Raw genomic sequence first — 23823 nt, 5'->3', positions numbered from 1 at the left:
TGATCGGTGCCAACGGCGCCGGTAAATCCACGTTGTTTGCCCTGTTGCTGGGTGAGCTGACCCCTGATTCCGGGGACTGCCTGCTGCCGGCCGACTGGCGCATCGCCCATATGCGCCAGGAGATCGACACCCTGGACCGCATTGCAATCGACTACGTGCTCGATGGCGACCTGCGTTTACGCCAGGTGCAGCACGACCTCGCCGAGGCCGAGAAAGCCCAGGACGGCGCCGCCCTGGCGCGCCTGCACTCGGAGCTCGACAGTGCCGACGGCTATACCGCCGACGCCCGCGCCCGCAAGATGCTGGCCGGCCTTGGCTTTACCAACGAGCAGATGGATCGGCCGGTCGCGGATTTCTCCGGTGGCTGGCGCATGCGCCTGAACCTGGCCCAGGCACTGATGTGCCCCTCCGACCTGTTGCTGCTCGATGAGCCGACCAACCACTTGGACCTCGATGCGATCCTGTGGCTGGAAGACTTCCTCAAGAACTACCAGGGCACCTTGCTGCTGATTTCTCACGACCGGGATTTCCTCGACGCCGTGGTCGACAACATCGCCCACGTCGAACAGAAGAAAATCACCCTCTACCGAGGTGGCTACACCGCGTTCGAACGCGCGCGTGCCGAGCGCCTGGCCCAACAGCAACAGGCGTTCGAGAAACAGCAGGCGCAGCGTGCGCACATGGAAAGCTACATCGCCCGGTTCAAGGCCCAGGCCACCAAGGCCCGTCAGGCCCAGAGCCGGATCAAGGCGTTGGAGCGCATGGAGGAACTGTCAGCGGCCCACGTCGATTCGCCATTCGACTTCGTGTTCCGTGAGTCGGTGAAGATCTCCAGCCCGTTGCTGGACCTGTCCGATGCTCGCCTGGGCTACGGTGACAAGACCATTCTGGAGAAGGTCAAGCTGCAGCTCACGCCGGGCGCGCGTATCGGCCTGCTGGGCCCCAACGGCGCGGGCAAGTCGACGCTGATCAAAAACCTCTCGGGCGAACTCGAGCCCTTGGCCGGCCACCTGACGCGTGGCGAGAACACGGTGGTGGGCTACTTCGCCCAGCATCAGTTGGACTCCCTGGACGCCAAGGCCAGCCCGTTGCTGCATCTGCAGCGTCTGGCGCCGACCGAACGCGAGCAGACACTGCGCGACTTCCTCGGCGGGTTCGACTTCCGTGGCGCACGTATCGATGAGCCGGTGCTGAACTTCTCCGGCGGCGAAAAAGCTCGCCTGGCCCTGGCCCTTATCGCCTGGGACCGGCCGAACCTGCTGTTGCTCGACGAACCGACCAACCACCTGGACCTGGAAATGCGCTTGGCGTTGACCATGGCCTTGCAGGAATTCAGCGGTGCGGTACTGGTGGTGTCCCACGATCGCCACTTGCTCAAGAGCACTACCGATAACTTCCTGTTGGTGGCCGACGGCAAAGTCGAAGAGTTCGACGGCGACCTGGACGACTACGCCCGCTGGCTGACCGATTACCGTCTGCGCAACGCGCCGGTAAGCAACACCCCGGTCAACCCGGACAAGACCGACAAGAAAGCCCAGCGTCAGGCGGCCGCCGCATTGCGTCAGCAACTGGCGCCGCACAAGCGCGAAGCCGACAAGCTGGAAGCCGAGTTGGGCAAGGTGCACGAGCGCCTGGCCAGGATCGAAGCCAGTCTGGGCGACAGCGCCGTGTACGAGGCGGCCCGCAAGGACGAACTGCGCGACCTGCTGGCCGAACAAGCCAAGCTCAAGGTGCGTGAAGGGCAATTGGAGGAAACCTGGATGGAAGCCCTCGAACTGCTCGAAACCCTGCAAGCGGAGCTGGAGGCGCTGTCCTGATGGAAGCGTTGCAGCTACCACTGCCGGCGCAATGGATCGAGCCTGTCTGGATCGGCGTGCAAATCCTGCTGATCCTGCTGGCCGGCTACCTGGCCCAGCGCTTCGTCGCCAAAGGCCTGACCCGCCTGGGCGAGCGTTACCCGTTCCCGCCGCAACTGCTGATGCCGCTGCGCGGTGGCCTGCGCTGGCTGATCATGGCAGTGCGCTGATTTTCGTGCTGGGCCGCCTGGGCGTGTCCGCCACCGTGCTGTGGACGGCGCTGTCGGGGTTTGTCGCGGTCGCCGCCGTGGCGTTCTTCGCCATGTGGTCGGTGCTTTCCAACCTGCTGTGCGCCATTCTGATTTTTACCGTCGGGCCGTTTCGCCTCGGTGACATCGTCGAGCTGGTGGATACCGTCGACAAACCCGGCGTAAAAGGTCGGGTCGTGGCGATCAATCTGCTCTATACCACGCTGATCGAAGTGGAAGCGGCGGGCACCGACAGCGCCATCGTGCAGGTGCCTAACAGCCTGTTCTTCCAGCGCTCGGTGCGGCGTTGGCCGGGCACCCATGTGTTTCCGGGCGCTCGTTAGTACTCACATCTTGTAAAAATCTATAGCCAGCCCTCGGTCGGCGGAGTTAGCTTAAGGCCACAACAGCAAATTCCCTCCGAGGTGTGCAATGGCGCTCGATACGTGGCTGGCCTTTTTCCTGGCCAGTTGGATCATCTCCCTTTCCCCTGGTGCCGGCGCCATCGCTTCGATGTCCAGCGGCCTGCAATACGGTTTCCTGCGCGGCTACTGGAATGCCATCGGCCTGCAACTGGGCCTGGCGATGCAGATCGCCGTGGTCGCCTGCGGGCTCGGAGCCATTTTGGCGACATCGTCGACGGCGTTCTACGCGATCAAATGGTTTGGCGTGGCGTACCTGGTGTACCTGGCCGTCAAGCAATGGCGCGCCTTGCCCATGGACATGACCGACGACGCGACCCCACGCCCCGTCGGCAGGCCGTTGGCAATGATGTTCCGTGGTTTTCTGGTCAATGCCAGTAACCCCAAGGCCCTGGTATTCATGCTGGCGGTCCTGCCGCAATTCGTGAACCCGCAGGCGCCGCTGCTGATCCAGTACCTGATCCTGGGTGCGACCATGATCAGCGTCGATATGATCGTGATGGCGGGTTACACCGGGCTGGCGTCGAAGGTGTTGCGTCTGTTGCGTACGCCCAAGCAGCAAAAACGCATGAACCGCACGTTTGCCGGGTTGTTTGTCGGCGCTGCGGGCTTCCTTGCCAGCTTGCATCGCGCAACGGCCTGACTGACGAAACCGAATCAAAATGTGGGAGGGGGCAAGCCACCTCCCACATTGGTTGTGTGTTGCCTGGAGGGCTACCGTTCAGCGCAGAATCTTCGGCGCTTCATCTCGTGGCAGGTTGTTGCGCAACACCGGCTGGCCAGGCTCTTGATAGCCGCCACCCAGTTGTTCCGCCAACTGCCGCGCGACATCTTCACCCAGCGCTTTGGACACTTCCTTCACCACCCGTGGCCGATTGAGGCTCACACGCACGTCGCGGCTGTTCACCAGCTTGGTGTCCTGGCCTTCACCCATGGCGGTAAACGCCGAGGTGATCTCGAAAGTACGGGTGTTGATCAGGCTGAAATCCGCCACCAGGGTCAGGCCCAGCACCGCCGAGTAGCTGTTGGTGTGATCCAGGGCGTTGATGTCCTGGGTAAAGTCGATGTCTGACAGGGTGCCGAACAGCACGTAGTCCGCGCCCTTGAAGTTACCGGCCTTGATGCGCTTGATCACGTCATAGACGTCACCCTTGGCATCGGCGGTGTAGGGCGTGCCCTGCACCAGCTGGAACTGGCGGGACTTGAGGATCTCGCCCTTGATATCACCGCTGAACTTACGCAGCTCGGTCTGCTCGATGTAGCTGGTACGGCTCTCGTACTCGCTGTAGCTCGACGCACCACTGGCGTGGTAGGCGCTAGCCTGGAAGTTGTCGCTGGCCGAGACCTGGTGGATGTATTCCTCGACCCGTGCCTCATAGGCCAGGTCGGTCACCGCGATCTTCGGCGCGGCCGAGGCGCCAAAGGCGCACAGCAGGCCGATCATGCCGATCCATGCACGCATTGCTTAGCGCTCCGTCGTCTTGCGGATTTCTTTTTCGTCCATCCACTCGGCCAGGCCGCTCTCGACGTCGATCAGCTGCAGGCTGAACTTGTAGAACACGTCCTTGTAGTCCGAGCTGCGCTTGATGATGGAACTGATGGAACCTTCCAGGCGGTACTTGGCCGCGACCATGTTGCCGGTCTTGCTCACGGTGGTCTTCTTGTACAGGCCGCTCTGGTTCTGCAGCTTGAGCTGGTCGACCTGGCTCTGCATGTCGGTGTTGTCGCTGGCGAAGCGCGCGGTGCCGGTCTTCATCAACTGGGTTTTGATCGACGTGGTGATCTCGCGGGTGTCGATGTACTCGCTGGTCTTGTTCTTCACGTCGTACACCTGCACCACTGGACGGCCGTGCAGGATGCCGGACTGGGCCAGGGAGCGGGTCATGCTTTCGGCGATCATCTGCAGGTCGGTGGAGCCGAACTCGTTGGTCACGGTTTCCACGGCCTTGGTGTCACCGTAGTTGATGTTTTTACTGCCCAGTACCGGCGAAGTATTGGCGCAGCCGCTGGCCAGGACGGCAACCACGGCGAGAATCGAGAAGCGTGCAAACATGGGAAAATCTCTCTGGCGCTTAAGAAAGGAATGGCTCAAGGGGTTTTGACTTCAAGGCGAAAATCCGCCGCCTGAGGCAAATTGGCGATGGCCGGCAGGAACGTCGCCTGGTTGGCATACAGGTTCAGCACTTTCCAGGTGTCCTCGTCGCCCACCGGGAAGCCGTCGGCACCCAGCCAGGCGAAGCGGTAATACAGCGTCTGGTTGCTGCTGGTGATGTTGCTCAACTGCACCTTGGCGGTGAGAAAGCCGTTCTCGCGCGCCACGCGAATGGCGCCGACGGCGATGCCCTTGAACTTGCCCATCACCACGATCTTGCTCGCGGCGCTGCCGGGCTCTGGCGGTGGCGGGGTGGCGCAGCCGGCAAGCAGGACCAGCGCCAGGGCGCCGAGGATGAAATGACGCATAGCGTGCTCCTTAAGGTTGTTTGAGAGTGGCGATGGCCTGAGGCGTTGTGCCCGGCACCACGTGGGCCGCGAGGCCGCCGGCGAACACCTGGTTACCGACCACGCGCAGGGTGATCACTTGGTAGCGTTGGTCGCCTTGACCGTCACCAGCGTGCCGCCCAGGGCGTTGGGCAGGCTGACCTGGTGCTCGCCGTGCTTGAGGCGCAGGCGCGTCACTTGGGTCATGTCCGGCAGGGTGCGCCAGGTGCGGGTGTCGGCGCCTTCGGTGACGGCCGAGGCAATGCCCAGCACCAGGCCCGCCATGGGGTTGGTCTTGTTCAGGTTGTTCTGTGCCACGCCACGGGTCACCGCGCGCACGGTGGTGCGCAGGATGATCCCCGGCATGTCATCGCGCAGGGCGCGACGCGACATGGCCGTGGTGCTGTTGAGTGCGGTGAGGTTCTGTTGCTGACCGTCGACGCCGATCTGCGTGAAGGTTGCCGTTGACGTATCGGCCTTGATCACCGGGAACGACAGCGGGGTGATCACCAGGTTGCCGTTGATCGGGATCGGCAGGGGCAGGCGGATCGAATCGCGGGCCGGGGCGAGGCCGCTCTGCACCACAATCAGGACCTCGGTTTCATTGGCGCCGACCTTGGATTTATCCAGGTCCAGCAAGGCCTTTTCCAGTAGTGGCGTATTCGGGCGCAGCTCGGCGGCCTTGCGGTAGCCAGGGGCTGCCAGGTCTTTTTCGCCCAGGGCTTCGTAGATGAAGCCGGCCAGGTAATGGCTGAACGCACTCTGGTAGCTGTTTTTGAGGCCGACCACTTCCGGAGCGTTCAGGGCTTGCACCGGGTAACCGCTGAGGTCTTTCATCTGGGTGGTAACGCCTTCGCGCTGGGCTTCGTCCTCGCGCTTGAGGTATTCCTTGTCGCGCAGGTCGGCGATCACGGCTTCGCGTTCGTGGGTCTTCTTGATCTCGGTGCGCGCACGTCAAAGTCATTCAGGGCCAGCAGGTTGAGAGCCATCTGGGTGGTCAGCATGACTTTTTCATAGTCATAGCCTTCGTAGCGACGCACCTTGTCGTTGGCCAGGAAACTGCCGAACTGGGCGAGGTACTTTGCGCTGTCGAACTTGACCGACTCTTCCCACTTGTAGACTTGCAGGTCGGCGCTGCGCCAGGCGGTCTGGCTGCCGGCGAGGTCGCCCTTGGCGCGCAACAACTCGCCTTTTTCGAAGAAATACAGCAGGTCCTTGTCCTGGCCGGTGTTGTTTTTTTCCAGCAGGGTCAAGGCACCGTCGATGTTGCCGGTGGCCAATTGTTGATTGGTGGCTTGCAGCTCGGTGTCGTAGCTGCGAAACATCGAACAGCCGGAGAGCAACGTGACCGTCGCGAGCGCGAGCGGCGTTAAGGCGCGAAATGCCATAGTTTCTTCCCTGAAAGTAGTCAACCGGTGTGGTGATTCCTCATAAAAACGAGGAACGAAATTCCCTTTCGCACTAACAGGGCGCCGCATTATAAACCCCATTACTGGCAAAACAATGGCTTTTTGCTGTGATGCAATCGTCAAAAATGCCACCACCGGACATTAAAATGACCCGCCAGCGCGTATGCCAAATCACTTACGGCTTGAGTCAAACCTCATAAGGCCTAACAATGTGTTACTTCGTATTTCCATTTGAGATTCATTCATGACTGCCCCCTTCCGTTTTCTCGCCTGGCTGGTGTTGCCGGCGTTGATGTCGTGCAGCTTCAACCTGATGGCCGCGACTGCCGAGGGCGCAACGCAGGCCCTGCATTTGCTGGATTACATCGGCGCGGACTACCCACCGACAGTGGCGGCGGGCAAGGTGGTTGATGATTCGGAATACCGCGAACAGGTGGAGTTCCTCGGGGTGTTGCAAGGCTTGGTGGCGGATTTGCCGCAAAGGCCGGAACGTGCCGAGTTGGTCAAGGGTGTCGATGAGTTGCTGGCAGCGGTGACCACGCATCAGGACGGTGTGGCGGTTGCGCGCCAGGCCCGTCAATTGGGCGCCAAGCTGGCAGTGGCCTATGAAGTCAGCCAGGCGCCGGCCATCACGCCGGACCCGACACGTGGTGCACCGCTCTACGCCCAGCATTGTTCGGTCTGCCACGGCACCGCCGGCGCGGGTGATGGCCCGGCCGGCGTGGGCCTCATGCCGCCGCCGGCCAACCTGCGCGATGCCGCGCGCCTGGATCGCCTGAGCCTGTATGCGATCTACAACACCTTGGGCCTGGGTATCGAAGGCACCGATATGCCGTCCTTCGCCGACCAACTGGACGACCGCCAACGCTGGGACCTGGCCACCTACATCGCCGGTTTCACCGCCGACCCGGCTGCCGCCAAAAGCGAACAACCCTTCAATCTCGCCGACCTGGCCCGCCAGACCCCCAATGAAGTGCTGGTCGCCGACGGCCCCGTGGCAGCCGCGACCTTCCGCGCCCAGCGTGCGCAACCGCCACAGGTCAAACGTGGCCCCGCACAGTTGCTCGACTACACCGCGACGACGTTGGACAAGAGCCTCGCCGCGTTTCGTAACGGCGACCACGAACAGGCCTATGACCTGTCCGTAGCGGCGTACCTGGAAGGTTTCGAGTTGGTGGAAAGCTCGCTGGACAATGTCGACGCCAACGTGCGCAAGGACACCGAGAAGGCCCTGATGGCCTACCGGCAGTCATTGCAGGACGGTTTGCCGATCGAGCAGGTGCAGCAGCGCCTGAACATGGCCAAGGGCAAGCTCACCGAGTCCGCCGGTTTGCTGGGTGGCGATGGCTTGAGCTGGTCGTTGAGCTATATCTCGGGCCTGCTGATTTTGCTGCGCGAAGGTCTGGAAGCGATTCTGGTGCTGGCGGCGATCCTCGCCTTTCTGCGTAACACCGGCCAGCAGTCGGCGGTGCGCAGCGTCAACGTGGGTTGGGGGCTGGCGCTGCTGGCCGGTTTGGCCACCTGGGCGTTGGCGGCCTATGTGATTGACGTCAGCGGCGCCCAGCGCGAACTGCTCGAAGGCTGTACCGCGCTGTTCGCCAGTGTCATGGTGCTGTGGCTCGGCGTATGGATGCACGACCGGCGCCACGCGGCCGCCTGGCAGGACTACATCAAGAGCAGCCTGGTCGGCGGCGGCGGGCGCTTTGGGTTCGCGCTGCTGGCGTTCTTCTCGGTGTATCGCGAACTGTTCGAAGTCATCCTGTTCTACGAAACCCTATGGCTACAGGCCGGCCGGCCGGGCACAACGCGGTGCTGGCAGGTGGCGCCAGCGCGCTGGTGTTGCTGGTGGGCCTGGCCTGGGTGATCCTGCGCGGTTCGGCGAAGTTGCCGCTGGCGTTGTTTTTCGGCATCAACGCTGCACTGCTGTGTGCGCTGTCGGTGGTGTTTGCCGGGCATGGTGTCAAAGCGTTGCAGGAAGCCGGCATCTTTGGCACGCGGCCGGTGGCGTTCTTTGACTTCGATTGGCTGGGCATTCACGCCGATGCCTATTCGCTGAGTGCGCAGGCCGTGGCGATCCTGGCGATTATGGTGTTGTATGGCCGCAGTCGCATGGCAGAGAAACGCCGAGTGGTGGCATAGGGTGCGCGTATGGATCGACGCCGACGCCTGCCCTCGGGCCGCCAAGGACCAGGTGGTGAAGTTCGCCCTCAAGCGCCAGTTCGAAGTGGTGCTGGTGGCCGGGCAGAGCCAGATCAAGCCGAGCTTCGCCTGCGTAAAGCTGATCGTGGTGCCCAGCGGCCCGGATGCGGCGGATGATTATCTGGTAGAGCACGCGGTCCCCGGCGAACTGGTGATCTGCAGCGACGTGCCCCTGGCCGACCGGCTGGTGAAGAAGGGCGTCACGGCCCTTGACCCGCGTGGCAAGGAATTCAGCCCGGCGAACATGAGTGAGCGCCTGGCGGTGCGTAACCTGTTCACCGACCTGCGTGAGCAGGGCCAGATGGGCGGTGGTCCACCGCCCCATGGGGACAAAGACAAACAGGCGTTTGCCAACTCACTGGACCGCATCCTCACTCAATTGATGCGCCCGGCCTGAGTCCTGTGGTGAGCGTGCTTGCCTCGCGCGGGGCAGGCCCGCTCACCACAATTTAATGCTCTGTCAGTTGATCAGTCATTCTCGTGGGTCAGCTCCAGCACCCGATCCACCAGCTTGTTGATGCCTGACGCGACCTCGCTGATGTTCTTGCCGAGCATATAGGCCGGCGTGCTGACCAGCTTGCGCGCAGTGTCTTCGACGATGTCTTCAACCGTGCATTCCTGGTGCGTGGCGCCCATCTTGTCCAATGCGGCGGCGGTGTCGGCATCGTTGCCGATGGTGCAGGTCACGCCAGGGCCATAGATCTTCGCGGCCAGGGCCGGTGAGATGCAGATCAGCCCCACCGGTTTGCCCGCTTCGGCAAAGGCTTCGGCCAACGCCAATACCTGTGGGTTAACACTGCAGCCTGCGCCCTCCACGGCAAAGCTCGACAGGTTCTTCGCCGCACCAAACCCGCCGGGCACGATCAGCGCATCGAAGTCTGTGACGTCGGCCTCAGCGATGTTCTTGACGTCGCCTCGGGCAATACGCGCCGATTCCACCAGCACGTTGCGCGACTCGGGCATTTCCTCGCCGGTCAGGTGGTTGATCACGTGCATTTGCGCAATATCGGGTGCAAAGCACTGGACCTGAGCGCCGCGCTGATCCAAGCGCAGCAGGGTGATCACGCTTTCGTGGATCTCGGCGCCGTCATACACGCCGCAGCCGGAAAGGATCACTGCAATCTTTTTGCTCATGGGCATTTCTCCTGAGGTCTTGGCGTTAAATGTCTACTAATTTGTAACCTGTTGCCAATGGGATCTCGCGCTGCTGCACCTACTCTTGATGTAACAAAAATAGACCGGACCAGACCATGGACTTCGTGCCTTACGCGGTACCGTTTTTCATTGCCTTGATCGTGGTGGAGCTGCTCGCCGACCGCTGGCGTGGCCAGCGTAACTACCGGGTGGCGGATGCCATCAACAGTCTCAGCACCGGCGTGCTGTCCACCACCACCGGGCTGTTCACCAAGGGCGTTGGGCTGCTGACCTACGCATTCGCCCTCAAGCACCTGGCTGTGATCGAACTGCCTGCCCATAGTGTCTGGACCTGGGCGTTTGCCTTTGTGTTCTACGACTTCTGCTACTACTGGCTGCACCGCATGGGCCATGAGCGCAACATCCTGTGGGCCGCGCATTCGGTGCATCACCAGAGCGAGGACTACAACCTCAGCACAGCCCTGCGCCAGACCAGCACCGGCTTTTTGCTGAGCTGGATTTTCTACCTGCCCCTGGCCGTACTCGGCGTGCCGCTGGTGGTGTTTATCAGTGTGGCCTCGCTCAACCTGCTGTACCAGTTCTGGGTGCATACCCGCCATGTGCCCAAACTCGGTTGGTTCGAGTGGCTCTTCGTCACGCCGTCCAACCATCGGGCCCACCATGCACAGAACGCTCTCTACATGGATCGCAACTACGGCGGGGTGTTCATTCTTTGGGACCGGCTGTTCGGCACCTTTCAGGAAGAGGATGACAATGAACCGGTGATTTTCGGCGTGACCACGCCCTTGGCCAGTTGGAACCCGCTGTGGGCCAACCTGCAGTTTTATGCGCAGTTGTGGCGTGATGCGCGGCGTGCCGAACGTTGGCGGGACAAGCTGCGCATCTGGTTCATGCCCACTGGCTGGCGCCCTGCGGACGTGCAGGCCAGATACCCGTTGGCCAAGCCGGACTTGAGCCAGTTCCGCAAATTCGAGGTGCCGCTCGATCCCCGTCAACAGGCTTACATCGCCCTGCAGTTTGCGGTGTACGTGGGGTTTGGCAGTTATTTGATGAACGCCGGCGAAGGGCTGCCCATACCCGCGTTGGCTCTGGGCTGGAGCACGATGGCGCTGGGGCTGTTCACCTTGGGCGTGGCCCTGGAGAATCGCCCCTGGGCGCTGAAAGCCGAATGGGCGCGCCTGGCGCTGAATGTGCCGCTGGTAGGGCTGGCGCCGCTGGTGGGGCTGTGGCCGGCCAGCCAACTCGGTTGGCCGGCTTTGTTGAGCTACAGCGTGCTCAGCATGTTCGGCCTCTATTGTTGCCGGGGCCGGCTTACTCGACTGGCGACTTAGGTGGCTCGGCATGAGCAGGCTCGGCGGCGAGCCGGGCCTTGGCGTCGGCACAGGCCTGGCGTGCAATCCGCGCATTCTTGAAGCGGCGACGCAGCCACAGGCCAAAGCCCAGCAACAACAAGGCGCCCAATACCCACAGCTCGTACTTTTTGACGCTGCCGAGCATGCCTTCGAGCACGCGCCGAAATGGTACGCCGCCGCGCCCAACGCGGCGGCCCAGATCGCGGCGCCGATACCGTTGAGGATCAGGTAGCGCAGCGGCGGGTAGCCGGACAGTCCGATCGCCACCGGCATCACCGTGCGCAACCCGTAGACGAAGCGGAAGCTCAGCACCCAGATATCGGGGTGCTTGCGGATATGTTCCAGAGCCTTGTCGCCCATCAATTGCCAGCGCGGTTTGCGCGCCAGCAGCTTGCGCCCGTGTTTGCGGCCCATGTAATACCAGAGCTGGTCGCCGGCATAGCTGCCGAAAAAGGCAACGACCACCACCAGGTTGATATCCATGTACCCACGGAAAGCCAGGAAGCCTGCGAGAACCAGAATGGTCTCGCCTTCAAAGAAAGTGCCCAGGAACAGGGCAAAGTAGCCGAAGTCATGCAGGAATTGTTGAAGCATGGTCTGGGTGCTGGCGAAATGAACGCGCAGCCTACGCCTTCGTGAAGGTTCATGAAAGTATCGAGATGTGTCACGAAGTGAACATTTCCTACATAAACGACGAATGCGACTACAGGTCGCATCGTTAAGCACAACTGTCATACCTTCGTCATAATGGCCGCTTATAACTGCAACGCTTGCCCGTCAATCCGGGCTCAGGAGCCTGTCGTGAGCTTTACCCCTGCCAATCGCCTGTTCCCCGCCACCCGTCTGCGTCGTAATCGTCGTGATGATTTTTCGCGTCGTCTGGTTCGTGAAAACGTGCTGACCACGAACGATCTGATCCTGCCGGTGTTTGTGCTCGACGGTGACAATCGTCGGGAAGCAGTGGCGTCGATGCCAGGGGTGGAGCGCTTGACCATCGATTTGTTGCTTGAAGAGGCGGCAAACTGGGTCGAGCTGGGGATTCCGGCGTTGGCGCTGTTCCCGGTCACGCCGTCGGAACTCAAGTCCCTGGACGCTGCCGAAGCCTGGAACCCGCAGGGTATTGCTCAGCGCGCCACCCGCGCCCTGCGCGAGCGTTTCCCGGAGCTGGGGGTGATCACCGACGTGGCCCTGGACCCGTTCACCACCCACGGCCAGGATGGCATTCTCGACGAAGACGGCTATGTGCAGAACGACATCACCGTCGACGCGCTGGTCAAGCAGGCCTTGTCCCACGCCGCCGCAGGCGCCCAGGTGGTTGCACCGTCGGACATGATGGACGGCCGCATCCAGGCGATTCGCGAGGCCCTGGAACTGGCCGGCCACGTCAATGTGCGGATCATGGCCTATTCGGCCAAGTACGCCAGCGCCTATTACGGGCCGTTCCGCGACGCGGTGGGCTCGGCCCTCAACCTGGGCAAGGCCAACAAAGCCTCGTACCAGATGGACCCGGCCAACAGCCATGAAGCCTTGCACGAAGTGGCTGCCGATCTGGCCGAAGGCGCCGACATGGTGATGGTCAAGCCGGGGATGCCCTACCTCGACATCCTTTGGCGGGTCAAAGATGAATTCAAGGTGCCGACCTTTGTCTATCAGGTCAGCGGCGAATACGCCATGCACATGGCTGCAATACAAAATGGATGGTTGAGTGAAGGGGTGATTCTTGAATCCCTGACGGCCTTTAAACGTGCCGGGGCTGATGGCATTCTGACTTATTTTGCCGCCCGCGCCGCCCAATTGCTTAGAGAGCAACAATAGCCCTCACAGGAACACTCGATGAATACCGAAGGACTCTCCGAAGTTGCCGTAAAAGACGCCCACCCGGTGGTTGAACAAGTGACCGAGACCCCGCCGGAGCTGGAGCCGGCTCCGCCTGCCGTGGTGGTTGAAGCGCCCGCACCGGCACCTGTGGTGGCGGTGACCAACCTGGATGACAGCAGCCTGTACATCCATCGCGAGTTGTCACAACTGCAATTCAACATCCGCGTGCTGGAGCAGGCGCTGGATGAATCTTATCCGCTGCTGGAACGGCTGAAATTCCTGCTGATCTTCTCCAGCAACCTGGATGAGTTCTTCGAGATCCGCGTGGCCGGCCTCAAGAAGCAAATCACTTTCGCCCGTGAACAGGCCGGCGCCGACGGCCTGCAACCGCACCAGGCCCTGGCGCGCATCAGCGAGCTGGTGCACGGCCATGTGGATCGCCAATACGCGATTCTCAACGACATCCTGCTGCCGGAACTGGAAAAACATCAGGTTCGCTTCATCCGTCGCCGCCACTGGACCACCAAGATCAAGACCTGGGTGCGCCGTTACTTCCGCGACGAGATCGCGCCGATCATCACCCCCATCGGCCTCGACCCGACGCACCCGTTCCCGTTGCTGGTGAACAAGAGCCTCAACTTCATCGTCGAGCTCGAAGGTATCGACGCCTTCGGTCGCGACTCCGGCCTGGCAATCATCCCGGCGCCACGCTTGTTGCCACGGATCATCAAGGTACCGGAAGAGGTAGGGGGGGCTGGCGACAACTATGTATTCCTGTCGTCGATGATCCACGCCCATGCCGATGACCTGTTCCAAGGCATGAAGGTCAAGGGCTGCTACCAGTTCCGCCTGACCCGTAACGCTGACCTGGCGCTGGACTCCGAAGACGTCGAAGACTTGGCCCGTGCCCTGCGCGGTGAGCTGTTCTCGCGGCGCTACGGCGATGCGGTGCGCCTGGAAGTGGCTGACACCTGCCCCAAACACCTGTCGGACTACCTGCTCAAGCAGTTCAACCTGGGCGAGAGCGAGCTGTACCAGGTCAATGGGCCGGTGAACCTGACGCGCCTGTTCAGCATTACCGGGCTGGACAGCCACCCGGAGCTGCAATACACGCCGTTCACCCCGCAGATCCCGAAACTGCTGCAAAACAGCGAGAACATTTTCAGCGTGGTGAGCAAGCAGGACATCCTGCTGTTGCACCCGTTCGAGTCCTTCACCCCGGTGGTCGACCTGCTGCGCCAGGCCGCCAAGGACCCGCATGTCCTGGCCGTGCGCCAGACCCTGTACCGCTCCGGCGCCAACTCGGAAATCGTCGATGCGCTGGTGGATGCGGCGCGTAACGGCAAGGAAGTCACTGCGGTGATCGAGCTGCGTGCGCGGTTCGACGAAGAGTCCAACCTGCAACTGGCCAGCCGTCTGCAAGCGGCCGGTGCGGTGGTGATCTACGGCGTGGTCGGCTTCAAGACCCACGCCAAGATGATGCTGATCCTGCGCCGTGAAGCCGGTGAGATCGTGCGTTACGCGCACTTGGGCACCGGTAACTATCACGCCGGCAACGCCAAGCTCTACACCGACTACAGCCTGCTGACCTCCGACGACGCCTTGTGTGAAGACGTCGGCAAGTTGTTCAGCCAGTTGATCGGCATGGGCAAGACGTTGCGCATGAAGAAGCTGCTGCACGCGCCGTTCACCCTCAAGAAGGGCATGCTCGACATGATTGCCCGCGAGACCCAGTTTGCCCTTGAGGGCAAGCCGGCGCACATCATCGCCAAGTTCAACTCGCTGACCGATCCGAAGATCATCCGCGCGCTGTACAAGGCCAGCCAGTCCGGCGTACGCATCGACCTGGTGGTGCGTGGCATGTGCTGCCTGCGTCCGGGTATCGTTGGCGTCTCGCACAATATCCATGTGCGTTCGATCATCGGCCGCTTCCTGGAACACACCCGGGTGTTCTACTTCCTCAACGGCGGTGAAGAGCAGATGTTCCTCTCCAGTGCCGACTGGATGGAACGCAACCTCGATAAGCGCGTGGAGACGTGCTTCCCGGTAGAAGGCAAGAAGCTGATCATGCGGGTCAAGAAAGAGCTGGAAAGTTACCTCACCGATAACACCCACAGCTGGAGCCTGCAGTCGGACGGCCGCTACGTGCGCAACACGCCGACCGGTAACCAGAACCCACGCAGCGCCCAGGCGACATTGCTGGAGAGGCTGGGTAGCCCGATTCTGTCGGTGAGCTAAAGCCAACAAAAGCTTAATGTGGTGCAGGTTTGTGTGGTGAGCGGGCTTGTCGAATCGTCGCACCGCCCGCGCTGGGTGGCGAAGCCGCCCCCAATAAAAACGCCGCATTCTGTCAGTCAGAATGCGGCGTTTGCTTTTAGGGCCGCTTCGCAGCCCGGCGCGGGGCAAGCCCGCTCACCACAGCAAGCGCCCTCCCACATTTTTTTTTGCGGTGTTGTTTGGATCGAGTCAGCGCACGTTCAGCGTGAACCCCACCCGCGTCAGCCACTCCGCTTCCTGGGCAAAATCCGCCTGGGTCAACTGGTTTTCATCCAGCCAGCCCTTGGGGAACATCACCTCCAGGCTGTCGCCATCGGCGCGTAGTTTGACCTGGGGCATTTCCTGAGTGCCACGGATGTGGTGGAACAGGATCGCAAAGCGCATCAGCACGCACAGGCGAATCAGCTTGATGCCTTCATCGCCGAATTCAGCGAATTTATCCTTGGGGATGTTGCGACGGTGGCCGCGCACCAGCAGCGCGAGCATTTGCTGGTCTTCCCGGGAGAAGCCGGCCAGGTCGGAGTGCTCGATCAGGTAGGCGCCGTGCTTGTGGTAATGGTAGTGGGCGATGTCCAGGCCCACCTCATGCACTTTGGCCGCCCAGCCCAGCAGTTCGCGCCACACGCCGTCTTGCAGGTCCCAGTCCGCGGCCACTTGGTCGAAGGCGTGCAGGGCTTTGCGCTCCACGCGCAATGCCTGTTCCATATCGACGTGATAACGCTCCATCAGCGAGCTGAGGGTGCGTTCACGCACGTCTTCGTGGTGATGGCGGCCGAGCAGGTCATAGAGCACACCCTCACGCAGCGCGCCGTCGCAGTGGTCCATGCGTTGCAGTTCAAGGGCGTCGAAGATCGCTTCAAGAATCGCCAGGCCGGCCGGGAAGATGGTGCGACGATCGGGCTTGATGCCGTCGAAGTCGATTTTTTCGGCATCACCCAGCTTGAACAGTTTGCGCTTGAGCCACGCCAAGCCTTCGGCATTGACCTCGCCGGTGCCATGGCCGCCGGCCTTGAGGGCCAGGCCGATGGCGCGGATGGTGCCGGATGAGCCGATGGCCTCATCCCACGTCAGGCGGTGCAGGGCGTGCTCGATGCTCATGATCTCCAGCCGCGCCGCCGTGTAGGCCTGGGCGTAGCGCGCCGGGGTGATCTTGCCGTCCTTGAAATAGCGTTGGGTATAACTGACGCAGCCCATCTGCAGGCTTTCACGCAGCAGCGGTTCGAAGCGCTGGCCGATGATGAACTCGGTGCTGCCGCCACCGATGTCGGCGACCAGGCGTTTGCCGGGGGTATCGGCCAGGGTGTGGGACACACCGAGGTAGATCAGGCGCGCTTCTTCACGGCCGGAGATGACTTCTACCGGGTGGCCGAGGATCTCCTCGCGCGACGGATGAATTCGCCACGGTTGCGCGCTTCGCGCAGGGCGTTGGTGCCGACGATACGCACGGCGCCCAAGGGCATGCCATTGATCAGTTGGGCAAAACGCTTCAGGCAATCGAGCCCGCGCTGCATGGATTCTTCATTGAGCTGGCGCTCGTCATTGATCCCGGCAGCCAGTTGTACTTTCTCGCCGAGCCGCTCAAGGATGCGGATCTCACCGTTCTGGGCCTTGGCCACGACCATGTGAAAGCTGTTGGAGCCCAGGTCGATGGCGGCGATCAGGGACAGATTCTTGGCTTGGGATTGCGGCATGGTTTGGGGTCTCGGTCGATAACCTGTCCATCGTGCCACGATCGACCGCTGGAGCCAACGCGTAGTGCTTCGGGAATTTCTCCGAGATCGTCTGTGGGAAGTCGCTGTAGCCGATGCTGCTTGTACTGGCGGTGTTGTGTGGAAGGTGCTTGTGTCCTTGTCAGAAGTTTTAACTGCGTACGGTTGTATGTGTTTTTTTGATTTCGCCTACAACTTAGGTGCTGGTGTTCCACGGGTTATTTTATCTTGGCTTACTGTCACGGTCGGCTCGGGCGACAGTTCGCGTCTATTGCTCCCACAGTCATTAAGGTGCTGTCTTATTTTTTAGCCAATGCCCAAGAGACAGACTGTCACTCGGCAATTGTGCCGTGGTGTTATTTATTTGTGGTTTGTATTCCCAGGACAAAAATAAATACGCCTGACTCCTTACAGTGACAGGTCGAATATGAAGAAAATTGTTGGATTGACGCTCGGTATCGCTTGCCTGGCTGCGGCCCTGAATGCCCATGCCTCCACCAGCGCCGAGTTGATCGTCAGGGGCACGATCAAGCCGGCGCCTGCAACCTCAGCATGAGCGGTGGCGGCATCATCAACTACGGTGACATTCCCTCGGGCCAACTCTCTGCGACGGCATTCAACCCGCTCGCGGAAAGGACCGCGCCCCTGAGCATTAACTGCGGCACCACGCCTGCCAAGTTCGGGCTCAAATTCGTCGACCTGCAGGCCGCCAGCAAGGTGCCGGGCATCCTCAGCGCACTGGGCTCGGGCTATACCGAAGCGCACAACTATGGCTTGGGCATAGCGTCCGGGCGCAAGACCGGCGGCTTTGCGGTTACCCTCAGGGATCTGCGCTCGCCGACCACCCCGCTGTATCCCATCCTGCGTGTCGGCGCCGGTGCCTGGCAAAGCAGTGATGGCAAGGTCGCTCAATCGCCCACCCAGTATTCGTGGCGCTATACCACCGCCCTCGCGCCCGTTTCTATTACTCAACTGACCGGAACCATCGCGGTGAGGGCGGTGATCAACAGGGGCCGGGACCTGGACCTGAGTCGCGACATTATCCTTGACGGGCGCGCGACACTTGAGTTGAGTTACATCTAAACGACGGTCATACAGCCGGACGGGAACTATAGCGTTCTCGTCGGCTGTTTTCATATAAGCGCTTGGCTATCAATCTTCAACTTCAACGTCGTGGGGCAACTGAGTGCTTAGTCTTTCAGTCATCAATCGTGTGCGGTTGTTATGCGTAAGTTTATGTTTGTGTTTCACCAGTGCCGTGGTGGCGGACGGTATGTTGCCGGAAACCACGGTGGTGCTGCTTTATGAAGAACAGGGCGAAGCCACCCTGACTATCAAGAACACCGATGCGGCGCCTGCGTTATTGCATTCGGTCGTGGAAAACGTCCCGGAGGACCTGGAGCCGCTGCTGGTCGTGACGCCGCCGATTACGCGGGTAGAGGCGGGAGAAACCCAGCTGGTGCGTTTTATCAGCACCTTGAAAGCGCCGCTCAAGACCCAACGGCTCAAGCGCGTGACGTTCGAAGGTATCCCCCAGGCGCGCGCCGCAGGCGGTGCGACCATCGGTATCACCCTGCGGCAAAATTTGCCGTTGATCCTGCACCCTCGGGGTCTGCCCGTGCATCACACGCCTTGGGAGCTGCTGAAGTGGCGACGTATGGGTGACCGTCTTACCGTGCATAACGACAGCGCCTATGTGGTGCGCCTCACACCGCAGGTGCAATTGCTGCCGCAACAGGTCCAGGCGACTCTTCCGCGTGCGTATGTGCTGCCAGGGGACACGTTGACGGTGGCGGTGCAAGGGGCGCTGACGGGGTTGACGGCCGTCGAATTCCAGCCGGCCACGACCTATGGGTTTTCAGTGGAGAGCTATCGCGCATTGGTCACTGTCGATGGGGACTGATCACCCCATGAGCAGCTTGTCGAGCCAACGACGCGTGATGGCTTCATGGCCTTATCGACCTACGCTGCTGGTGGGGTTTGCAACCCTGTGGGGCCTGCCTGCCGTCGCGCCTGCATTGGAGCTTGGAGAAGGTTTCGACCTGGCGGCGCTGACCACTCACGGCATTGATCCCAAGGTCTCCGACTACTTTCGTACCGCCGCGCGTTTTCGCGAAGGTGTCCAGGTCGTGGGGCTGCGGGTCAATGGAAACCCGCTCGGTCTGGTGGATGCACGGTTCGACTCACGCGGGCAATTGTGTTTTACCTCGGGGTTACTGGAGAAAGCCGGGCTGGTAAAGCCCACCGGCAGCACCCGTGAAGGCGTCACGGCGGATGAGGCCTGCCATGATTTCCTGGGGGCTTTCCCGACCACCATGATCAGGCTGCGGCCTGGCAGTGATGAGGTGGCGCTGGTGGTGCCGACCCAATCACTGCGGGAACCGCAATGGGAGGCCGGACAATTTTCCCGGGGTGGTGCAGCGGCGTTGTTCAACTATGACGTGCACGGGTTCGACAGCCGTGCGCAGAGTGGGCACAGCCGGTTCCTATCGGCCTATACCGAGGCGGGCTTCAACCTCGGTGACTGGATTGTGCGCAGCCGACAATTTTACGTGACCGATGATGGCGCCACCCGTACCGAACACCTCTATGCCTACGCCCAGCGCGATCTCGCGGCGCTGCACTCGACTTTCCAGGTCGGTCAGCTTTCCAGCAACAATCCATTGTTTGGCGGCATTGCGCTGTCCGGTGTGCAGTTTTTTCCTGATGGTCAATCGCGTGTGCCGGCGGGTAGCAACCAGGCCGTGGTCGAGGGCCTCGCCCAGAGCCAATCCCGGATCGAGGTGCGCCAGTCCGGTGTGCTGATCCACAGCACGCTGGTGCCCGAAGGTCCTTTCAGGCTGACCGGATTGCCCTTGCTCAACGGTATCGGTGACCTGGACGTCAGCGTGATCGACGTGCGCGGCGCCAGGCGCAGCTTTGTGGTGCCGGCGGCATCGTTTGCGGCGCGGCGCCGGCCACGCCCGGATACTACTTTTCCCTTGGCAAGGCGCGTGAGGATATACCTGGGGAGGTCGCATCGCCGATGGTCGCCATGGGGAGCGGTACGTGGGGGCTGGGGCGGGACTCATCAGTGGGCTTTGGTTTGTTGAACGCCGATGACTATGTGGCGGCGGGTGGCACCCTCGGCAGCGTATTTTTCCAGCGCCTTTCCATGGGGGCACGCCATAACCTGTCCCGCGACAGCCGTAACGCTGTGTCGGGGGCGCGCACCAGCCTCACCCTGAGCAGCCCGGTCTACGCCAATACCGACCTGAACCTCAGCGCAACGACCCAGACCCGAGGCTACCGCGAAGTGCTTGATGCCGGCCGGTCGACCCACGCCGATGAACTGGGCTCGCGCTTCAAGAACCAATACACCGCAGGCATGAGTTGGGTGGACCCAGCGCTGGGGGCGTTCTCCCTGGGCTATACCCGCAGTTCCCAATTTGACGGGCAAACGGCGGAACACCTGTTTGCGTCATGGAACCGCTCGTTCAGCTACGCCGATGTCGCGTTGATCGCTGACTCGCGGGTCGGAGGAACTCAGGCGCGCCGTGACGCCAGAGATGACGGTCGCCGGCGCGATGCGGCGTCGGGCAATGACCTGTCCGTGCGGCTTCAGGTCAGCGTGCCCCTGGGGGGCGATCGTCGTGTGCGCAGCTATATAAGCCGTCGTGGGGGGCAATCCCGTGCAGGCAGCGCGCTCAGTGAACGGGTCAATGAGTCTGTGGCGTACGAGGTGGGTGTCGAGCGCGATATCAGTGCCCGGGAGCAATCGATAAATGGCCAGTTGGACCTGATGCCGCGTTATACCCGCATCGGCATGGGCGTGAACCGTGACCCGCTGGGTACGACCTATACGGGGCAGTTGCAAGGCGGCGTCGTGGCTCATCAGGGCGGGTTGACCTTTTCGCCTCATGCCGTGCAGGACACTTTCGGCATTGTCTCGGTGGGCGACGTAGGTTCCGCGCGAATCGATACCCCGCAAGGCCCGGTGTGGACCGACTTCAGCGGCCAGGCCGTCATCCCAGGCTTGCCGGCGTACACCAACAGCCGCATCGAAGTGCAAACCCGGTCGCTGCCCAGGCGCGTCGACTTGAAGAATGGCGCCCAGGTGCTCGCCGCGGGCCGCGGGTCGGTCAATACCGTGGCATTCGAGGTGGTCAAGGTGCGCCGAGTGTTGATCTCTGCCAGGGATGAGCAGGGCCGGCCACTGCCTCAGGGCGCCTCGGTGTTTGGCAAAAACAACCGCTTCCTGACCAGCGTGGTGGGGGAGGGCATGATTTTTCTGAACGACATGGATGACACGCAAGACCTACGGGTTTCCTTGCCCGATTCGGCTTTCTGCCGGCCAAGCGTTGTCCTTGAGGGTCAGCCTGACCCTGACAAGTTCTATGAGACAGCAACGGCGGTGTGCCATGGCCTCTAAGCTTAAACGCATGGTTTTCGTGCTGGTCTGTGCGGCGCTGCCGGCCCAGGGTGTCCAGGCTGAAAATTGCCGGTTGTCGTTGAGTCAACCGCGCGTCGACTATGGCGTCATTCGCAGTGAGGCTTCGGGGCGGGACGCCAGCGTGGTGCTCGGTACACGCACCTTGAGCCTGAGCGTGCTGTGCGTTGAGCCTTCGGCAATGGCGCTGCGGTTTGTCGGTGCCGCCGATGGACAGGGTTTTCGGTTCGGCCCTCAGGGACGTTTCCGTGTGAGCCTCAAGCATGCCCAGGTGGATGGGCGTGCCATCGAATGGACGGTGGCGCACCTGCCCGGTGAACGCAGCGTCGGCCAGCTGTTGCCGGGCCAGGTCCTGGTGGCCCGAGTGGCCGGGACGCGCCTGACGGCCCAGGTCGATATCGACACCGACCTGCTTGCAGATGCGCTGCAGGTACGCAGTCAAACGGAGCTGCAGGGGCAGGGCCGTTTCGAGTTGGTCAGTCCGGCTGTTCCACGGAGCCGATGAAGTTGGCGAGCTCCGGGGTTTGCGGGTTGGCGAACAGCACCTTGGGGTCGCCCACTTCATGCACCTTGCCCTGGTGCATGAACACCAGCTTGTCGCCGACTTCACGGGCGAAGCGCATCTCATGGGTCACCATGATCAGGGTCATGCCGTCCTTGGCCAGTTGGCGCACCACGCTGAGCACTTCATTGACCAGTTCCGGATCGAGGGCCGAGGTGATTTCGTCGCACAGCAGCACCTTGGGCGACATGGCCAGGGCGCGAGCGATGGCGACCCTTTGTTGCTGGCCTCCGGACAATCGATCGGGGAAGGCGTCGAATTTCTCGCCCAGCCCAACGCGTTCCAGCATCTGCCTGGCCAATTGGGCGGCCTTGGCCTTGGGCACTTTTTGCACCACCTGCGGCGCGAGCATGACGTTTTCGCCCACGGTCAGGTGCGGGAACAGGTTGAACTGCTGGAACACCATGCCGACTTTCTGCCGCAAAGTGCGCAGGTCGGCGCGGGCGGCGTCGAGGTACTCGCCGTCGACTTCGATCACGCCATCGTTGATCGACTCCAGGCCATTGAGGGTACGCAGCAAGGTGGATTTGCCCGAGCCGCTGCGGCCGATGATTGCCACCACCTGGCCTTCTTCAACCGTCAGGTCGATGCCTTTGAGTACGTGATGATCGCCGTAGTACTTATGCAGGGCGGTAATTCTAAGCAGAGGCATGCAGTCTCCTTTCCAGGTAGCGCGCACTGAGGGACAAGGGGTAACAAAGCAGGAAGTAACCGAGGGCCACCAGGCCATAGACCATGAAGGGCTCGAAGGTCGCGTTGGCGAGCATGCCGCCGGTTTTGGTCAGCTCGGTGAAGCCGATGATCGAGGTCACGGCGGTGCCTTTGACCACTTGCACCGAGAACCCCACCGTTGGCGCGACGGCAATGCGCAGCGCCTGGGGCAGGATCACATAGCGCAACTGCTCAAGCGGGTTAAGGGCCAGGCTGGCCGACGCTTCCCACTGCCCGTGGGCGATGGAGTCGACGCAGCCGCGCCAGATTTCAGCGAGATAGGCGCTGGTAAACAGCGTCAGGGCAATCGCCGCCGCCAGCCAGGGCGAGATGTCCACGCCCAGCAAGGCGACGCCGAAAAACACCAGAAACAGTTGCATCAACAGCGGCGTGCCCTGGAATAGTTCGATATAGGTGCGTGCAACATTGCGCGGGAAGGCTTTGCGGCTGATGCGCATCGTCATTACCAGCAGGCCGATTAGGCCGCCGCCGACAAACGCCACCACCGACAACAACAAGGTCCATTGCAGGCCGGTGAGCAGGTTGCGCACGATGTCCCAGAATGAAAAATCACTCATCGGCTGTTCCTCATCACAAAGCGGCGGCCGATCCAGTTGAGCAACTGGCGAATCATCAACGCCATGCACAGGTACACCAGGGTGGTCAGGGCATAGGTTTCAAACGCGCGGAAGTTGCGCGACTGGATAAAGTTGGCGGCAAAGCTCAGCTCCTCGGTGGCGATCTGCGAACACACCGCCGAACCGAGCATCACGATGATGATCTGGCTGCTCAGGGCCGGCCACACCTTGCCCAGCGCCGGCAGCAGCACCACATGGCGAAACGCTTCGAAGCGCGTCATTGCCAGCGCGGCGGCGGCTTCCAGTTGCCCGCGCGGGATGGCCTGGATGCCGGCGCGGATGATTTCGGTGGAGTAGGCCCCCAGGTTGATCACCATCGCCAATACGGCGGCTTGCCACTCGGTGATCTTCAGCCCCAGGGACGGCAGGCCGAAGAAGATGAAAAACAGCTGCACCAGGAACGGCGTATTGCGGATCAACTCGACATACACGCCGAAGAACCAGGCGAACGGCTGGATCTTCCACGCCCTTACCACCGCGCCCACGGTGCCCAGCGCCACCCCCAGGATCGCGCCGATGGCCGTCAGCTCAAGGGTGAACAACGCACCGCGCAGTAGCAGGTCGGTGTTTGCCAGCACCGGCACAAAGTCAAATTGATACGCCATGAGTCAGCTCCGTCC

15 protein-coding genes and 7 pseudogenes are annotated in these 23823 nt (G+C 61.7%); 12 read left to right on the top strand and 10 right to left on the bottom strand.

Annotated features, from left to right (window positions below):
* From JWR98_RS06910 to JWR98_RS06900, 3 genes and pseudogenes are all read left to right on the top strand, one after another.
* A partial coding sequence (locus JWR98_RS06910; RefSeq protein WP_205489587.1) for an ATP-binding cassette domain-containing protein occupies positions 1-1817 on the top strand: 1817 nt, incomplete at its 5' end.
* A pseudogene (locus JWR98_RS06905) lies at positions 1817-2388 on the top strand (mechanosensitive ion channel domain-containing protein). The gene JWR98_RS06910 and the pseudogene JWR98_RS06905, both read left to right, overlap by 1 nt.
* 88 nt (positions 2389-2476) lie before the next feature.
* A complete protein-coding gene (locus JWR98_RS06900; RefSeq protein WP_205489584.1) occupies positions 2477-3109 on the top strand; it encodes a LysE family transporter in 633 nt (210 codons plus the stop codon).
* A 78-nt stretch (positions 3110-3187) separates the two neighbouring features.
* Here the strand turns inward: JWR98_RS06900 and JWR98_RS06895 are convergent, their stop codons facing one another.
* The 4 genes and pseudogenes from JWR98_RS06895 to JWR98_RS06880 all read right to left on the bottom strand — a co-directional run bounded on the left by JWR98_RS06895 (position 3188) and on the right by JWR98_RS06880 (position 6332).
* Positions 3188-3928 (bottom strand): penicillin-binding protein activator LpoB, encoded by a 741-nt coding sequence (locus JWR98_RS06895; protein ID WP_078826539.1) that lies wholly within the window; start codon positions 3926-3928, stop codon positions 3188-3190.
* 3 nt (positions 3929-3931) lie between these two features.
* Positions 3932-4519 carry a penicillin-binding protein activator LpoB gene (lpoB, locus tag JWR98_RS06890; RefSeq protein WP_078735166.1) on the bottom strand — a complete coding sequence of 196 codons (588 nt, stop codon included), beginning with the start codon at positions 4517-4519 and terminating at the stop codon, positions 3932-3934.
* A gap of 35 nt (positions 4520-4554) precedes the next feature.
* The gene (locus JWR98_RS06885; RefSeq protein ID WP_003176846.1) at positions 4555-4926 is read right to left on the bottom strand and encodes a YcfL family putative periplasmic lipoprotein; all 372 of its coding nucleotides are present in this window, start codon (positions 4924-4926) and stop codon (positions 4555-4557) included.
* A 10-nt stretch (positions 4927-4936) separates the two neighbouring features.
* Positions 4937-6332, bottom strand: a pseudogene (locus JWR98_RS06880) (COG3014 family protein).
* A gap of 265 nt (positions 6333-6597) precedes the next feature.
* On the opposite strand from JWR98_RS06880, the pseudogene JWR98_RS06875 reads away from it, so the two are divergent.
* Positions 6598-8492 (top strand): annotated as a pseudogene (locus JWR98_RS06875) (FTR1 family protein).
* Between the two features lies 1 nt (position 8493).
* Positions 8494-8949 (top strand): YaiI/YqxD family protein, encoded by a 456-nt coding sequence (locus JWR98_RS06870; protein WP_078735163.1) that lies wholly within the window; start codon positions 8494-8496, stop codon positions 8947-8949.
* Between the two features lie 71 nt (positions 8950-9020).
* Here JWR98_RS06870 and elbB read toward each other — a convergent pair whose 3' ends face one another.
* Entirely contained in the window at positions 9021-9686 is a 666-nt protein-coding gene (gene elbB / locus JWR98_RS06865; protein ID WP_078735162.1) for an isoprenoid biosynthesis glyoxalase ElbB, read from the bottom strand.
* A 116-nt stretch (positions 9687-9802) separates the two neighbouring features.
* On the opposite strand from elbB, the gene JWR98_RS06860 reads away from it, so the two are divergent.
* Positions 9803-11038 carry a sterol desaturase family protein gene (locus JWR98_RS06860; protein WP_205489578.1) on the top strand — a complete coding sequence of 412 codons (1236 nt, stop codon included), beginning with the start codon at positions 9803-9805 and terminating at the stop codon, positions 11036-11038.
* Here JWR98_RS06860 and JWR98_RS06855 read toward each other — a convergent pair.
* Positions 11019-11653, bottom strand: a pseudogene (locus tag JWR98_RS06855) (DedA family protein). The gene JWR98_RS06860 and the pseudogene JWR98_RS06855 sit on opposite strands and share 20 nt — an antisense overlap.
* A gap of 207 nt (positions 11654-11860) precedes the next feature.
* On the opposite strand from JWR98_RS06855, the gene hemB reads away from it, so the two are divergent.
* Together hemB and ppk1 are read left to right on the top strand one after the other, a co-directional pair.
* Positions 11861-12874, top strand: a complete 1014-nt coding sequence (gene hemB, locus JWR98_RS06850; RefSeq protein WP_078735160.1) for a porphobilinogen synthase — start codon at positions 11861-11863, stop codon at positions 12872-12874.
* A gap of 18 nt (positions 12875-12892) precedes the next feature.
* Positions 12893-15115, top strand: coding sequence for a polyphosphate kinase 1 (gene ppk1, locus JWR98_RS06845; protein WP_078735159.1), 2223 nt, complete (start codon positions 12893-12895; stop codon positions 15113-15115).
* Between the two features lie 228 nt (positions 15116-15343).
* On the opposite strand, the pseudogene ppx reads toward ppk1, so the two are convergent.
* Positions 15344-16845, bottom strand: a pseudogene (ppx, locus tag JWR98_RS06840) (exopolyphosphatase).
* 445 nt (positions 16846-17290) lie between these two features.
* On the opposite strand from ppx, the pseudogene JWR98_RS06835 reads away from it, so the two are divergent.
* From JWR98_RS06835 to JWR98_RS06820, 4 genes and pseudogenes are all read left to right on the top strand, one after another.
* Positions 17291-17946: pseudogene (locus JWR98_RS06835) on the top strand (DUF1120 domain-containing protein).
* Positions 17947-18076: 130 nt separating this feature from the next.
* On the top strand, positions 18077-18766 hold the full coding sequence (locus JWR98_RS06830) for a fimbria/pilus chaperone family protein (protein ID WP_218669239.1): 690 nt from the start codon (positions 18077-18079) through the stop codon (positions 18764-18766).
* A gap of 37 nt (positions 18767-18803) precedes the next feature.
* Positions 18804-21274: pseudogene (locus JWR98_RS06825) on the top strand (fimbria/pilus outer membrane usher protein).
* Positions 21264-21797, top strand: a complete 534-nt coding sequence (locus JWR98_RS06820) for a DUF1120 domain-containing protein (RefSeq protein WP_205489577.1) — start codon at positions 21264-21266, stop codon at positions 21795-21797. The pseudogene JWR98_RS06825 and the gene JWR98_RS06820 overlap by 11 nt, the downstream one beginning before the upstream one ends.
* Here the strand turns inward: JWR98_RS06820 and JWR98_RS06815 are convergent.
* The 3 genes from JWR98_RS06815 to JWR98_RS06805 are packed head-to-tail and all read right to left on the bottom strand — an operon-like array spanning position 21769 to position 23808.
* Entirely contained in the window at positions 21769-22506 is a 738-nt protein-coding gene (locus tag JWR98_RS06815) for an amino acid ABC transporter ATP-binding protein (protein WP_003176831.1), read from the bottom strand. The two genes, JWR98_RS06820 and JWR98_RS06815, sit on opposite strands and share 29 nt — an antisense overlap.
* Entirely contained in the window at positions 22493-23143 is a 651-nt protein-coding gene (locus JWR98_RS06810; protein ID WP_205489576.1) for an amino acid ABC transporter permease, read from the bottom strand. Before JWR98_RS06810 ends, JWR98_RS06815 begins: the two co-directional genes overlap by 14 nt.
* On the bottom strand, positions 23140-23808 hold the full coding sequence (locus JWR98_RS06805; protein WP_017736949.1) for an amino acid ABC transporter permease: 669 nt from the start codon (positions 23806-23808) through the stop codon (positions 23140-23142). The genes JWR98_RS06810 and JWR98_RS06805 overlap by 4 nt, the downstream gene beginning before the upstream one ends.
* Between the last annotated feature and the right edge of the window lie 15 nt (positions 23809-23823).

The organism is Pseudomonas lactucae, from assembly GCF_016937615.1.
Classification (GTDB): domain Bacteria; phylum Pseudomonadota; class Gammaproteobacteria; order Pseudomonadales; family Pseudomonadaceae; genus Aquipseudomonas; species Aquipseudomonas lactucae.
This window is presented reverse-complemented; position numbering and strand designations above follow the sequence as displayed.

What these genes read in the sequence shown, in the direction of transcription:
- lpoB (WP_078735166.1), bottom strand. Translation starts at nt 4,519, where the DNA reads ATGTTTGCACGCTTCTCGATTCTCGCCGTGGTTGCCGTCCTGGCCAGC.
- JWR98_RS06820 (WP_205489577.1), top strand. Translation starts at nt 21,264, where the DNA reads ATGGCCTCTAAGCTTAAACGCATGGTTTTCGTGCTGGTCTGTGCGGCG.
- JWR98_RS06895 (WP_078826539.1), bottom strand. Translation starts at nt 3,928, where the DNA reads ATGCGTGCATGGATCGGCATGATCGGCCTGCTGTGCGCCTTTGGCGCC.
- JWR98_RS06810 (WP_205489576.1), bottom strand. Translation starts at nt 23,143, where the DNA reads ATGAGTGATTTTTCATTCTGGGACATCGTGCGCAACCTGCTCACCGGC.
- JWR98_RS06860 (WP_205489578.1), top strand. Translation starts at nt 9,803, where the DNA reads ATGGACTTCGTGCCTTACGCGGTACCGTTTTTCATTGCCTTGATCGTG.
- JWR98_RS06885 (WP_003176846.1), bottom strand. Translation starts at nt 4,926, where the DNA reads ATGCGTCATTTCATCCTCGGCGCCCTGGCGCTGGTCCTGCTTGCCGGC.
- ppk1 (WP_078735159.1), top strand. Translation starts at nt 12,893, where the DNA reads ATGAATACCGAAGGACTCTCCGAAGTTGCCGTAAAAGACGCCCACCCG.
- elbB (WP_078735162.1), bottom strand. Translation starts at nt 9,686, where the DNA reads ATGAGCAAAAAGATTGCAGTGATCCTTTCCGGCTGCGGCGTGTATGAC.
- JWR98_RS06815 (WP_003176831.1), bottom strand. Translation starts at nt 22,506, where the DNA reads ATGCCTCTGCTTAGAATTACCGCCCTGCATAAGTACTACGGCGATCAT.
- JWR98_RS06900 (WP_205489584.1), top strand. Translation starts at nt 2,477, where the DNA reads ATGGCGCTCGATACGTGGCTGGCCTTTTTCCTGGCCAGTTGGATCATC.
- JWR98_RS06805 (WP_017736949.1), bottom strand. Translation starts at nt 23,808, where the DNA reads ATGGCGTATCAATTTGACTTTGTGCCGGTGCTGGCAAACACCGACCTG.